This is a genomic window from Pseudactinotalea sp. Z1739, assembly GCF_049725055.1.
In the GTDB taxonomy this organism is placed as follows: domain Bacteria; phylum Actinomycetota; class Actinomycetes; order Actinomycetales; family Beutenbergiaceae; genus CALKWS01.
Genome location: NZ_JBMPQA010000011.1, coordinates 43709 through 56905 on the forward strand (window position 1 = coordinate 43709; position 13197 = coordinate 56905).

General features: G+C 69.8%; 13 protein-coding genes. 4 read left to right on the plus strand and 9 right to left on the minus strand.

The annotated features are described in order from the left end of the window. Positions 1 to 39 precede the first annotated feature (39 nt). Positions 40 to 2211 carry a DUF222 domain-containing protein gene (locus ACO0LV_RS14160; RefSeq protein ID WP_424788562.1) on the plus strand — a complete coding sequence of 724 codons (2172 nt, stop codon included), beginning with the start codon at positions 40 to 42 and terminating at the stop codon, positions 2209 to 2211. A 56-nt stretch (positions 2212 to 2267) separates the two neighbouring features. Here the strand turns inward: ACO0LV_RS14160 and ACO0LV_RS14165 are convergent, their stop codons facing one another. The 3 genes from ACO0LV_RS14165 to ACO0LV_RS14175 are packed head-to-tail and all read right to left on the minus strand — an operon-like array spanning position 2268 to position 5816. Then, on the minus strand, positions 2268 to 3197 hold the full coding sequence (locus tag ACO0LV_RS14165; protein WP_424788563.1) for a tetratricopeptide repeat protein: 930 nt from the start codon (positions 3195 to 3197) through the stop codon (positions 2268 to 2270). A 28-nt stretch (positions 3198 to 3225) separates the two neighbouring features. Next, a complete protein-coding gene (locus ACO0LV_RS14170) occupies positions 3226 to 4233 on the minus strand; it encodes a hypothetical protein (protein WP_424788564.1) in 1008 nt (335 codons plus the stop codon). After that, a complete protein-coding gene (locus ACO0LV_RS14175; protein WP_424788565.1) occupies positions 4230 to 5816 on the minus strand; it encodes a hypothetical protein in 1587 nt (528 codons plus the stop codon). The genes ACO0LV_RS14170 and ACO0LV_RS14175 overlap by 4 nt, the downstream gene beginning before the upstream one ends. A 248-nt stretch (positions 5817 to 6064) precedes the next feature. Between ACO0LV_RS14175 and ACO0LV_RS14180 the strand changes: the two genes are divergently transcribed. Next, a complete protein-coding gene (locus ACO0LV_RS14180) occupies positions 6065 to 7798 on the plus strand; it encodes a DivIVA domain-containing protein (protein ID WP_424788566.1) in 1734 nt (577 codons plus the stop codon). A 42-nt stretch (positions 7799 to 7840) separates the two neighbouring features. On the opposite strand, the gene ACO0LV_RS14185 is transcribed toward ACO0LV_RS14180, so the two are convergent. Next, the gene (locus ACO0LV_RS14185; RefSeq protein ID WP_424788567.1) at positions 7841 to 8332 is read right to left on the minus strand and encodes an N-acetyltransferase family protein; all 492 of its coding nucleotides are present in this window, start codon (positions 8330 to 8332) and stop codon (positions 7841 to 7843) included. Positions 8333 to 8352: 20 nt separating this feature from the next. On the opposite strand from ACO0LV_RS14185, the gene ACO0LV_RS14190 reads away from it, so the two are divergent. After that, on the plus strand, positions 8353 to 8778 hold the full coding sequence (locus ACO0LV_RS14190) for a hypothetical protein (protein WP_424788568.1): 426 nt from the start codon (positions 8353 to 8355) through the stop codon (positions 8776 to 8778). A 38-nt stretch (positions 8779 to 8816) separates the two neighbouring features. On the opposite strand, the gene ACO0LV_RS14195 is transcribed toward ACO0LV_RS14190, so the two are convergent. Next, positions 8817 to 9632, minus strand: coding sequence for an alpha/beta fold hydrolase (locus tag ACO0LV_RS14195; protein ID WP_424788569.1), 816 nt, complete (start codon positions 9630 to 9632; stop codon positions 8817 to 8819). A 154-nt stretch (positions 9633 to 9786) separates the two neighbouring features. On the opposite strand from ACO0LV_RS14195, the gene ACO0LV_RS14200 reads away from it, so the two are divergent. Next, positions 9787 to 11262 carry a glutamate-cysteine ligase family protein gene (locus ACO0LV_RS14200; RefSeq protein WP_424788570.1) on the plus strand — a complete coding sequence of 492 codons (1476 nt, stop codon included), beginning with the start codon at positions 9787 to 9789 and terminating at the stop codon, positions 11260 to 11262. Between the two features lie 43 nt (positions 11263 to 11305). Here ACO0LV_RS14200 and ACO0LV_RS14205 read toward each other — a convergent pair whose 3' ends face one another. The 4 genes from ACO0LV_RS14205 to ACO0LV_RS14220 all read right to left on the minus strand — a co-directional run bounded on the left by ACO0LV_RS14205 (position 11306) and on the right by ACO0LV_RS14220 (position 13165). Next, entirely contained in the window at positions 11306 to 11602 is a 297-nt protein-coding gene (locus tag ACO0LV_RS14205) for a hypothetical protein (RefSeq protein WP_424788571.1), read from the minus strand. A gap of 121 nt (positions 11603 to 11723) precedes the next feature. Next, complete coding sequence (gene nucS, locus ACO0LV_RS14210; RefSeq protein ID WP_424788572.1) at positions 11724 to 12419, minus strand: endonuclease NucS; 696 nt, start codon at positions 12417 to 12419, stop codon at positions 11724 to 11726. A 17-nt stretch (positions 12420 to 12436) separates the two neighbouring features. Then, positions 12437 to 12847, minus strand: a complete 411-nt coding sequence (locus ACO0LV_RS14215) for a DUF2550 family protein (protein ID WP_424788573.1) — start codon at positions 12845 to 12847, stop codon at positions 12437 to 12439. A 21-nt stretch (positions 12848 to 12868) separates the two neighbouring features. Next, positions 12869 to 13165: a F0F1 ATP synthase subunit epsilon gene (locus ACO0LV_RS14220; protein WP_424788574.1), complete on the minus strand. Its 297-nt coding sequence runs from the start codon at positions 13163 to 13165 to the stop codon at positions 12869 to 12871. Positions 13166 to 13197 lie beyond the last annotated feature (32 nt).

Below are 13197 nucleotides of genomic sequence, written 5' to 3' on the forward strand. Positions count from 1 at the left end.
CGTGCGGAGAATGTCGGTGGTCGGCGATACCGTGGTTCCATGCCCAGCACCGCTGCTCAGCACCCGGGGGTACGCACTCCGGGCGATGCCCCCTGGAGCGAGCGGAGAAGGGCGGCCCGGGCGCTGGCGGGCACGCATCCGCACCGGCGGATCTTCAAGCGCCTGAAGTCTTACCTGAGCAGTGGGACCACCGATGCCGGCGTGCTGACCGAGATGGTGGCGTGCTGCCGTCGACTGCGCTCGAACCTGGATGGCATCGAGGCGGAGATCCTGCAGCGTCTCCAGGACGCCCATCCCGGCACCGGGACAGCCGAGGAACTCGCCGCCCGGCTACGGATCACCACCGCCGCGGCCGACCGGATGCTGAACCGGGCAGCAGCCCTGGATGACTACGCGGAAGTGCACTTCGCCCTCCTCGGCGGAGAGATTGACCTACCGAAGGCCGAGGTGTTCATCGACGCCACCAGGACGTTGCCCGATGCCCAGGCGCGCGCGATCCACCGCACCCTGTTGCCGGGGGCTCCGGACCTGACCTCCGGACAGTTGCGCCACCGTCTGCGCGCGGCCGTCCTAGCGGTCGATGCCGACCTTGCGCAGGAGCGGCATGAAGAAGCCGCCACGCAGCGCCATGTCAGCGTCACCGCGGCCGACGACGGCATGGCGTATCTGACCTTCTACCTGCCGGCAACCGAAGCCGTCGCGGCCATGACGACGCTGGACTGCCTCGCGGTCAAGGCCGATCCGGACGACGACCGTCCGGTCGGGGCGCGCCGCGTGGACGCCTTCACCGACTTGATCAACCAGACGATGACCAGCGGTCGGACCCCGGAGGGACGGCCGGTGCCGACCCAGCACCGCAAGCGCCCGCACCTGGTCCTCACCATCGCCCAGTCCACTCTCGACGGCGACGACGACTCGCCGGGTTACCTCGCCGGCTACGGCCCTCTCCCGGCTGAGGTGGTCCGGCACCTGGCCGCAGAGAGCGTGCCGTCCCCGACGGTCGCGGGCACCAACGCGGCGCATGCGGAAGTCGCAACCACCAACAGCCGGGGCAAGGGAACCGATGCCACCGCGGCCCAGACCGAGGCAGCGGAGAAGGCCGAGGAAGCGGCCCAGGGCGAGGGAACCAGCACCACAACCGTGCAGGCCGAGGACGCTGCCGGCACGGCGGGTGAGGTCGAGGCGACCACCCCCACGGCGGCCCAGGCCGAGGACGCTGCCGGCACGGCGGGTGAGGTCGAGGCGACCACCCCCACGGCGGCCCAGGCCGAGGACGCGGCCGATGGTGCGGAAGCGGCCCAGGCCGAGGATGCTGCCGATGGTGCGGAAGCGGCCCAGGCCGCGGAACCCGCCGTCGCAGCCGCCCAAGCCGAAAGAACTCACGCCGCAGGCACTCGCGTCCGGGGAACCGACATCACAACCGCCCGAGCAGGACGGGTCACGACCCGGGCGATCCGCACTGACGCCTTCACCGGCACGCTGCTCCCGCCGAACCCGGCACCGGTGACTTTTGTGAGCCCAACTCCGCAGGGCTGCTTGCTTGACCACGATCCGATCGCCTCGATCTTCGAACGACTCCAACGCCGTCAACCAACCCGGTCAGAGACGCCGAATGTCCGGACGGACGCGAACGGAACAAAGCCCGACGACGCAGCCGACCCCGTTGCCGTCATGGCGGCGCTGGGGATCCTCAGCAGTGACACCTATCAACCGGCAGCGGCCCTGCGCGAGTACATCCTCACCCGGGACGCGACCTGCCGGTTCCCCACCTGTCGCCAGCCGGCCCGGCGCTGCCAGTTTGACCACATCGTCGCTTTCGACCCCACCCGGCCGGCCTGGACCCAGACGCACCTGGGCAATCTGCACCTGCTGTGCGCCCGGCACCATCAACTCAAGACCGCCGGAGTCTGGTCGGTTCGCCGTGATCACCACACCGGAGACACGCACTGGACCTCACCACTGGGCTACCACCACATCAAGCCTGCCGAGGTCGTCGATCCTGCTCATCACACCGACGAACTGGTCCGCGCGCTGATAACCATCCGGGCCGAGCACGCCGAGGATCCCGGATGGCTCAACCGGGCCGCGCCGGTCAGTCCCGGAATCGCCAGCGACGCCGAACTCGACGAACTCACCGGTCGCGATCCCACGCCACTGGACCGACATCGTGTCCAGGATTTCCCGAGCACCACCGGACCTCCGCCGTTCTAACGGGCGGCGGGGTGCTGGAGCGCGCGGCGTGGTGTGGCGTAGCGACGCCGTCACGCTCAGTACAGCGCGACAGCCAGTTCGCGCCGGGCCTTGAGCAGTTCCGGCGAGCCCTCGGGCACGATGAGGAAGAGTTCGAGAAGTCGCTTGCGTGCGCGCTCCCGATCGTCGCCGGCCGTTACCCGCACCAGCGAGATCAGCCGGGAGAAGGCCTGCTCGATCTGACCACTGGCGGCCTCGACGTCGGCGGCGGCAAGGTGAGCCTCGACGTCGTCCGAGGCGGCTTGGGCCACCGTAGTGAGCACGCTCTGGATATCCAGACCGGAGAGCCGCCGGCCCAGGTCCACCTGGGCCAGGCCGGCCTTCGCTTCGGCATCGGCCGGGTTCTCCTTCAACCCTTGCTCGAATGCCTCGGCAGCGGCGTCCAGGTCGTCATTCTCGATCGCGTCGTAGGCGGCCTGGATGTGCGGCGGCAACGGCTCCTCGGCGGCCTCCTCACCGTCCTCATCCTCAGCCGGTTCCTCCACGCCCTCGACCTTGCCGGTCACCCCGTTCTCGGCCGCGACCCGGAGCACCTCATCGATCACCGCGCGGATCTGCTCGAGTGGCTGCGGTCCCTGGAACAGCGGTAAGGGCTGGCCCTTGATCACCGCGCAGACCGCCGGGGCGCCCTGCACCTGGAAGGCCTGCGCGATCTGTGGGTAGGCGTCCACGTCCGCGCGGGCCAGCAGGAACCGTCCGCCGTACTCCCCGGCCAGGGTCTGCAAGGTCGCGCTCAACTCTCCCGAGGCGGGCGAGCGGGGCGAGCGCAGATCGATGATCACCGGCACCTCGACCGAACGCTGCACGACCTCCTGGAAGGACTGCAGCGTCACGTCGACCACTGCGCCGCCGCCCGAGGACGGCGCCTCGCCACCGGGCGGCGACGGGGGTGCGGACAGGCTCGACAGGTCCACGGCGCCGCGCAGGTTAATGGACGGTTGACTCATCGCACTCTTCCTCGCTGGTTCACGAATCTCACTCCTCGGAGACATCCGCGAGAACACGCTCCACACCGAGCACGGTGATCTGGGCGTCCTCCTGCTCCGTCGGCACGTACAGCGCCACCATCACATGGTAGGTGCCGCGCAGGCTTTCGTTCACTTCGCCGTCGTCCTCCGACAGCGCCGCCAACTGCCCGCCCACCTCGACCTCGCCGTCGTCCTCGGTCTTGGTGAAGGTGTGTCGGGTGCGCATCGCCCCGATCACCACCACCCCGCCGTCGGCGGTCAGCATCGCGACCGTGTCGTCCTCACGCACCGCGGTGTCATGGGTGAACTCACCGGCCGCTTCCACGTTCTCCGACAGGGTCTGCGCCTCCTGCTCGACGAGTTCGCGGAAGGGCTCCTCGGCGAAGTCATCGGCGAACTCACTGTCCTCACCCTCGGTGAGCAGGTCGGCGTAGTTCTCCAGCGCCTGTTGGGGGCTGGTCAGGAAACTGTCATCTGCTGGATCAACGGGGGTACTCCCGATCTCGGCCACGTCGGTCTGCGGGGTCGTCACGCCGGGCAGCAGCCGCACCCACGAGAACATCCGGTACGGCTCCTGCGGAGTCTCCTGGCGCAGACCGATCAGCAGGGGGCTGTTGGCCTCATCGGGGATCTCGGTGATCACGAACACCGCTCTGGGCCACTCCTCGGTGGCGGCCACGATCGAGACCGCGCTGGAGGTGGTCAACGGCTGCAGGCCGGTCTCGTCGTCGGTGTCGGCGGTGGCGCTGCGCAACCGGTACTCGGCTGTGCGCACCGCCAGCGCCGGGTCCTCCATCCGCTCGGCGAGGATGTCGCCGTCGGACTCTTCATCGGCGGCGTTGATGTGTTCCTCGATATCGGCCAGCACGCGCTCCAACCGCGGCACATCCAGTACCGGCTGGGCCTCGGTCTCCTCGGGGTCGGGCGACACCTCGGGAATCTCCGGTGTGCAGGCGACCAGCAGTACCGCCAGTGCCGCACCGACAAGTGCCGCCACACGGTTCCGACGGATCATCGGTTGTCCTCCTGCTGAATACCCCAGGTCTTTCGCCACCGCGCCCCCGAACTGTGCGGGTCCTCGGTGTCCAACGGCTCCGGTTCGCCTTCAGGTAGGTCCTCGGGCGCCTCCGGCTCAGGGGCGTGGCGCTCCTTCCGGCCCCACAACTTCTGCCACCGCACCGGAGGCCGTTCCTCGTCGTAGTCCTCCCTGGCTCCAGGCTCGTCCCCGGCTTCGGGCTCGACCGCTGCGGCGTCGTACTCGGCCTGCTCCGGTGTGGCCGCGCTCGGGGACAGGCCACTCCCGGGGGCAGATTCAGTTCCGGCTGGTGTTGCACCGGGTGCGGCGGCCGGGTACGTGCGGATCGGGCCCGCCTGCGTGCCACTTCGGCCGCTGCTGACCCAATCCGACAGTTCCGTGGCGGAGTGCTCGGCGCCCGCCTCGGCGTCGGTTCCGTGCCGGTCATCCAGGCGGTCGGCCCCGTCCGCACCGGCAGCAGCCTCGCCGTCGGCCACATCCTGGCCCTCGACCGTGCCCTCGCCGTCGGCCTTCCGCTTCGCCGGACCGGACCCGAACCTCCACCACGCGCGCTTCGCGCTGGCACGCTCGGCCTCCTGTCGGGCACGCTCACGCTCGCGCAGTTCCCGCCGGGTCAGGGGCTCTCCGTCGGCGCCGAGCACGCTGGTGGGCAGCTCGCCGGTATCGGTCGGCGGTTCCTCGGCGTCATCCCGCTCCGCAGCACCCGCCTCGGCGCTGGGCCAGCCAAGCCGTTCGGCGTAACTGAGTTCGTCATCGGTGGTCGGCTCACGGTGGCGACCCTCGCGGCGCGCCGGGACCTGGGTGTCGACCACCTCGCTCTCGGTGCGGGCCCGGCGGGCTCGTGCGGTCTCCCGATCCATCAGCAGGAACAGGATCAGGGCGATCAACCCGGCCAGTACCAGCACGCCGCCGACGATCAGCCCTGGAACCAGCAGCGGAGTCTCCACCTCGCGGTCCCACGTCAGTTCCACCTGCGGAGCGGGTTCGGTTCCGTCGGAGGCGGCGAGCAGCACCCAGCGCCCGGGCACCACGGTCCACTCATACGTCAACTCGCCGGTACCGGTGACCTCTTCGATCCACAGGTCCGAACCGGCCGGGTCCGGCAGGATCGGCTCCTCGGCGGCCTCCTCGTCCTCGGCGGCCTCCTCGTCCTCGGTGGCCTCCTCGTCCTCAGTGGCCTCCTCGTCCTCGGTGGCCTCCTCGTCCTCGTCGGGTTCGGGCTCGACCGCCTCCACCTGGCGGACCGCCAGTTGCTCCCACGTGGTCAGGCCGGTGATCTCCACATAGGGCGCCCCGTCGATCCAGGCGTGCACGTCCGCCTCGCGGCCCATCGCCAGCACCACCGGGGTGGAGTCCGTGGCACCGACCACCCGCACCTCGACGGTGTCGTCCACCATGTCCAGCACGCCGGGAGCGGTCACGACCACCGGCTCCTGGGGCGCCGCCGGCATGGTTGCGGTGACGCGGTCGTCAGGACGCCAGAAGGTCGCCGAACCCACCGCCCCGACCAGGGCGGCGATTCCGATCACGATGATCGCGATCGCGATGATGCGTCGAAGCACGAGCTAGGAGTCCTCCAGGTTGCGCGCGACGCCGGACCGACTCCGGCGCCAGTCAACAATACGTGACCAAACCGTGATCTAGCACCATCCTGTGCCGCGCAACACAACCCGACACTTCACGCACACACGGCCTGCACACCACTCCGGGGCCCCGGTGCTCCACGTGCTCGGTTCCGCCGGCTCCCCTTGGGCGCCCCGATCCAGACGGACTACGCTGTGGTTTGCTCATCCCTAGCGAAGGAGGCCACGTGGCCGAGGCCGGTTCGAACTTCCCTGTCGTCATGCGTGGATACGACCGCGCCCAGGTCGATCACCACATCCAGTCGCTGCAACGCCAGTTGGACGATGTGCGCGAACAGGTGGAGGCGCTGGACACGGCGAACATGCAGATCTCCGGCGAACTCTCCGAGGCGCAGGCGCAGTTGCGTGAGGCCGAGAAGCCCTCCTACTCCGGCCTGGGCTCCCGGGTCGAGCAGTTGTTCCGCTCCGCCGAGGAGCAGTCTGCGGACCTGCTCACCCAATCGGACGCCCAAGCCAAGGACATCGTGGCCCGCGCGCACGCCAACGCCGAGCACCTGACCGAACAGGCAGAGAGCGAGGCTGCCGAACTACTCGCCAGCGCCCGCCGGGATGCGGCCACCGAGCGGCAGTCCGCCCAGGCCCAGGCCGAGGGCACCATCACTTCCGCCCGAAGCCGCGCCGAGGAACTGGTCTCCTCCGCCGAGCGGGAGGCGGCCCGGATCACCAGTGAGACCAACGCCGAGCTCAGCGAGAAGCGGGCCAGCCTGGACCGTGAGCTGGGCACGTTGCGCGCCACCACGGAGAACGAGACCACCCAGGTGCGGGTGAACAGTGAGCGCGCCGCCCGCGAACTCAAGGCCGCCAGCGAGGCCGAGGCCGAGGAGTTGCGCGCCCAGGCGCGCGCCGAGGCCGAGGCGCTGCGCGAGGACGCGATCCGGGAGGCCGATGCCGTCCGCGCCACCGCCCAGACCGAGGCCAGCGAGATCCTGCGTGCCGCCAACGCCGAGGCCGAGACCACCCGCCGTTCCGTCGCGGAGTTGCAGGAGGAGGCGGCCCTGGAGATCGCCGCCCGTCGCCAGGCCGCCGAAGAGGCAGACGCCGCGAACCATGAGCAGGCCCGTGCCGAGACCGAGAACATGATCACCCAGGCGCAGAAGCACGCCGAGGACGCCGAGGCCCGGGTCGCCGAGGCACTGGAGCAGGCCGAAAAGGTCCGCACATCGGCGGAGGAGCAGGCCGCCCAGATCATCGCCGATGCCCAGGCCAGTGCGGACCGGATCACCACCGAGGCGCGCGAGAACGCCGACCGGCTGCGTGCCGACACCCGTGCCGAGACCGACCGCGAGCGCCGAAGCGCCCAGCGCCACCTCGATGAACTCGAGGATCAGCGCCGGACCATCACCGGCTACCTCGATGAGTTGCGGGGGCTTTTGGGGTCGGGACAACTCAACCAGGCGGCGGAACTGGCCGACCAGGGCTCGGCGCCGGAGCAGATCTCGGGCTCCAGTGCCGGGACCGGTTCCGATCCGGATGAGGGTGCGGACGGGGACATGGGACCAGCCACGAGTACCGGCGGGGACGCCGAGGTCGACGCGGATGCCGAGGCGGAGGCGCGCGCAGACGCGGACACGAGCGCAGACGCAGACGCCGGAGCGTCCGGCGACACAGTCGACACCATCGACGCCGATGCCGAACCCGTGACCGATGATGCCCAGCCCACCGAGGTGATGGCCCCCGTGGGTGCCGAACCGGGCCCCGAGGATGATCCAGCCGGACCCGAGGCTCAGGCCGAGGCGATGGCCGATGCCGTCGCCGACGAGCAGGAAGTGGCCGAGGAGCAGGTTGAGGCCGACGAGCAGGGAGTGGCCGAGGTTGAGACCCGTGCAGGGGACGTCGACCCGGATGAGACCGTGGTCATCGAACCCATCGGCGTAGCCGAGGACGACGAGCCGCAGCGCTGAGCACCGGGCCGCCTGAGGCCTCCGACGCTCCCTTGGGCTGCCTCAGCGCACCATCCGCACCAGGGTGAGACCGCCGAACTCCTGCGCCCGCCGGACCTGCCCGTCGGTGACGAAGTCGTGGCGGGCGTAGAACGACCGGGCCCGGGCATTGTCATGAGCCACCCAGAGGAAGCACGGCGCCTCACCCACTGCGCAGGCGAGCAGGTCGTCGGCCACGCCGGTGCCGTAGTGCTCCTCCAGGACGTACAGACCGATGAGTTCCAGCGGCCGCACCTGGCCCGGTCCGGCGGCTTCGGCCCAGGAGAAGCCCACCATCTGCCCGGCCCGCTCGGCTACCCAGTAGGCGGCGTGGCCCGGGTCGGCCAGTCTGCGGGCCCACTGCTCGGCCGCGTTGTCGGCGTGGGCCTGCACCACCTCGGCCGCAAGCAGGTCCGCGAACGCCTGCCGCCACGTTCTGATGTGCACCTGCGCCAGGATCTCGGCGTCTCCCGGACCTGCCGATCGGATCGCCGCGCGCTGTCTGCCCTGTCTCACGATGAGGCAGACTACGCCATGTGCACGACTCCGACTGGGCCACCCGACGCACCGAAGCCGCCCGCATCCATGCCGAACGCCTTCAGGCGCGCAAAGACGCCGAGCACGAACGTGCTGAGGCGCTGCTACGGGAGTTCGTCACCGCCGCCACCCGTGCCGGCCTCGCGCCGCAGCCCTTGCGCGTGCGTGGGTACGGCGGCTCGGCGTCGGCACGCACCCCGCTGACCGGCTGGTACCTGCGAAGTGACGCCAGTGCGGGGGTGAGTACCGAGGCGGACTTCTACGTTCTGACCGGACCGTTGAGCCTGCTGGACCGACTCCGTGGGGTGCGGCCTGAGCCGGCCCGGCCACCGTTGGTGCTCGGCGCCGGCGGTAAGGACGGTGAGTCCATCGACCTGACCGAGGCGCTGGAGCGACTGCTGCCGGGCTGGCGCACACGGGACTGACCTCGTCGCTGCCGCTCAACCGCAGCGCTTGTACGCATTCAAATGCTGCGTTGGTACAACTGGGCGAGCGCCTCGGCCACGGCCGCCGGCTCCTCCACCGCGCTCAGGTGCCCGGCCCCCTGGACCACCACCGGTTCGGTTCCCAGGGCTCGCGCCATCGCTTCATGCGCCTCGGCGCCTGCCAGGGCGTCCTCCGAGCCGTACAGCACCAGGGCGGGCACCTGGAGGGTCTGCAACACCGCGAGCCGGTCCGGGCGCGTGGCCATTGCCCGCTGCGCGCCCGCGATGCCCTCCGGGGGCGCCTGGGCCAGCCAGTGCCGGACCTGCTCCACCACCTCTGACCTCTCGGCGCGCGAGGTCGGCCCGAGCAGGCCCTCGATCATCCCCGCGACCGCCTGCGCCCCGTCCGGGCCGAGGGCACGGTTCGCCACGGACAGTCGACCGGTGCGCGCCTCCACGGTGTCCTCCCCGGCCTTGGTGTCCAGCAGTCCCACGCCGGCGAGCAGGTCGGCGTGCCGCTGGGCCAACGCCATCAGGACGTATCCACCCATCGACAGACCCGCCACCACGGCCCGGGAGATCCCGGCATCCCGTAGCGCCCCGACGACGGCGTCGGCAAAGGATTCCAACGTCGCGCCGTCGGGCTCGGCCGCCTCCCGCGCCGCACCGAACCCGGGCAGGTCCACCGCCAGGACCGGGATCTGCGGGAGTTCGGCGATCACCTCGGCCCACATCTGCGAGTCCAACGGGAATCCGTGCAGCAACACCAGTGGTGGGCGGTCGGCACCGGGCGACGGACCGTGATGATGGACGACGGTGACCATGGTGTCCCCTTCGACTGACACTGACTCCACTGCGCACTCACCGTCCAGACTAGAGCATTGCCCATCACGGCGGCATCTGCCCAACCGTGCCCCTGCGCCCGGGTGACAGGTCCGTCGGAGCCTGGTTTGCTGTGACTCATCGCGAGTCCGCGAGGTCAGACCAGCACCGGAGGGGTAATCGACGATGGGTGATGACATCTCCACTTCGACCTTCAGCCGCGAGCAGCGCCTGCGCTATCGGGAGAAGGTTCGACGCTGCCTGGACGTCTTCGCCCGGATGCTGGCGGAGGACGCCTTCCACACCGAGGTCCGCCTGACCGGACTGGAGATCGAACTGAACCTCGTCGACTCCTCCCTACGGCCGGCGATGGCCAACGCCGAGGTACTCCGGTCGATTGCCGACCCAGCCTTCCAGACCGAACTCGCGCGCTACAACATCGAGTTGAACGTGCCGCCCCAACCTCTACCCGGTGATGCGGTGATCGACTTGGAGGAGCAGTTGCGCACCTCCATGAACGAGGCCGAGGCCAAGGCCGCCAAGCACGACGCCTCGATCGTGATGATCGGGGTGCTGCCCACCCTGCGCACCGAGGACCTGACCGGTGACTGGATGAGTGCGAACGAGCGGTACCGGGCCCTGGAGGAGGCGATCTTCTCCTCCCGACGCGAGGACATCGAACTCGACATCAGCGGGGTTGAGCACCTGCGCATGCTCACCCCGACGATCGCCCCGGAGTCGGCCTGCACCTCGGTGCAGTTGCACCTGCAGGTCACTCCCGACGCCTTCGCGCCCACCTGGAACGCCGCCCAACTCCTGGCCGGGCCGCAGCTCGCCCTGGGCGCCAACTCGCCGTTCCTGTTCGGCAAGCACCTGTGGGCCGAGACCCGCACCGAACTGTTCCTCCAGGCCACCGATACCCGCTCGCCCGAGTTGCGCAACCAGGGGGTCCGCCCGGTGGTCTACTTCGGGGACCGCTGGATCACCTCGATCTTCGACCTGTTCGAGGAGAACGTGCGTTACTACCCCGCCCTGCTGCCCGAGACCACCGAGGAGGACCCCGAGGCGGAACTCGCCGCGGGCCGGGCGCCGAGGTTGCAGGAACTGCGCCTGCACAACGGCACCGTGTACCGCTGGAACCGTCCGATCTATGACGTGGTCGAGGGGCGCCCGCACCTGCGGGTGGAGAACCGTGTCCTGCCGGCCGGGCCGACGGTGGTGGACGTGCTGGCCAATGCCGCGTTCTACTACGGCGCCGTGGAGATGCTGTCCGTCGACGACCGGCCGGCCTGGACCAAGATGTCCTTCGAGGCGGCCCGTTCGAACTTCGCTGAGGGCGCCCGTGCCGGCGTGGACGCCAGGTTCTATTGGCCAGGGTTCGGCGAGGTGCCGTGGGACGAACTGATGTTGCGCCACCTGCTGCCATTGGCTGCCGAGGGGCTGACCCGACGGCGGGTCTCGGCGCGGGTGGTGGACCGGTACCTGGGCATCGTGGAGGAGCGCTGTAAACTGCGCCGCAACGGGGCCTGGTGGCAGGCCGAAGCCGTTCGCCGACTGGAGTCTTCGGGGATGGACCGCGATGAGGCCCTGGTACGGATGCTCGGTCTCTACACCGAGGGGATGCACAGCAATGAGCCGGTGCACACCTGGGACCTGCCGTGACCGGGCTGCCTTGACCGGGACGCTCGAACGGACCTGCCCGCCGCTACCCGAACCGCCGCGCCCGCCAGCAACCGGTGTGCCAGTGCCGCCGTTCGGCCAGGCCTGCCTCAGCGCCGAACAAGTGCTCCTCGGTCCAGGCGACCACATGTTCGATTCCTGCCGGAATGGTGTGCATGCAGCCGGGGCAGATGTAATCCTTCTGCCCCCCTGCCAGGGTCCGCACCCGCCAGCGCAGCCCGTCCGGACCGGTCTCCGTGCGCGTCATCCCACGCAGCACCATGTCCGGGTCCAGTTCCCGGTGCGGATCGCGGTAGGGACGGCGGCGGGATCGGCGGGCCATCCACCTATTGTGGCCCACGTGTGGCAGGAGGCTCGGCCCAGTTCGATCATGCGTGAACTGGTCCGGCGCCACGGGCAGTGCACCCGAACCCCGCGGGCCCGCGCACCGGAACTCCAACTCCTCAGAACAGGCGTGAACTGGGGTCATCCACCCCGCGCAGGGCGTCGTAGTCCAGCACCATGCACCGGATTCCGCGGTCGGTGGCCAGCACTCGGGCCTGCGGCTTGATCTCCTGGGCGGCGAACACGCCCTGCACCGGGGCCAGCAGTGGGTCCCGGTTGAGCAGTTCCAGGTAGCGGGTCAGTTGCTCCACGCCGTCGATGTCGCCACGCCGCTTGATCTCCACCGCCACCGCCGCGCCCGCGTCGTCCCGCGCCAGGATGTCCACCGGTCCGATCGCGGTGGGGTACTCGCGACGCACCAGGGCGTGCCCGGGGCCGAGCAGGTCGATCTGCTCGGCCAGCAGAGCCTGCAGATGTGCCTCAACGCCGTCCTTGATCAACCCCGGGTCGACACCCAGGTCCACCGAGGTGTCGGAGATGATCCGATGCAGCACGACCCGCAACTGGTCATCGCTCTTGGTGGCCTGCACGGTCCACACCTGGCTGGCGCCGGCTTCGGCTTCGGCGCCCTCGGCCGGCGCGGTGGTGAGCGTGCACGGCGGGCTCATCCAGTTCAGCGGCTTGTAGGAACCGCCGTCGGAGTGCACCAGCACCGACCCGTCGGCCTTGACCATCAGCAACCGGGGCGCCAGCGGTAGGTGCGCACTGAGCCGACCGGAATAGTCCACGGCGCACTCGGCGACGACGATCCGCACGGTCCTGCCTCAACTCCTCAGATGGTCTCGTTCGCCGACCTGGGTGGGGCGGCCTCGAGCCAGGACACCAGGCCGTCCAGGGCGCTGCTCTGCGCGGCCAGGTAGAACTCACTGTTCTCGTGCCGGCAGTGCATCTCCACCACCCGGCTGGCCCTGCCATCGATCTGCCGGTTCCGGCGTGCTAGCAACACCAACTTCTCCCGGTCCCAGCGCCGACTCGGGCGCAACGACAGGGAGACCACCCGGTGCCAGTCCAGACCGAAGCGGGTGTAGGTGGCGATCCCGGCGTGCCAGTGCTCACCCTCCCGGACCGCGCACTCGAAGGAACCGACCCGGCGCCCCAGTGCGTGCAGGCGCCACAGCAACAACCCGGCGACGAGCAGACTGGCCGCCAGGAGCCCGCCGATCCAGATCAGTGCGGTGGCCATCGCCTCCCCGGTCCGTGTACGTCAGTCCTGCCCAGGTGCCTGGACCTGGGGCGCCCCGTCGATGTCTGCGGTGCTGGGGTCGATGACCACGGTGACCTGATCCTGGTCCACGGACAGGAAACCTCCGTCGACCTGCATCTCCATGTCCTGGTCCTCGATGGCATCGATCCGGATCTTCCCGGTGCGCAGCACCGCCAGCACCGGCTGGTGCCCGGTCAGGATACCGAGATCGCCGTCCGAAGCCGGGACAGAGACCGACCTCGCCTGGCCCTCCCACAAGAGGCGCTCGGCGGAGACCACTTCCACAGTCAGTGGCACGTCGCCCTCCTTCTTCTCGTCACTCGCTCTGG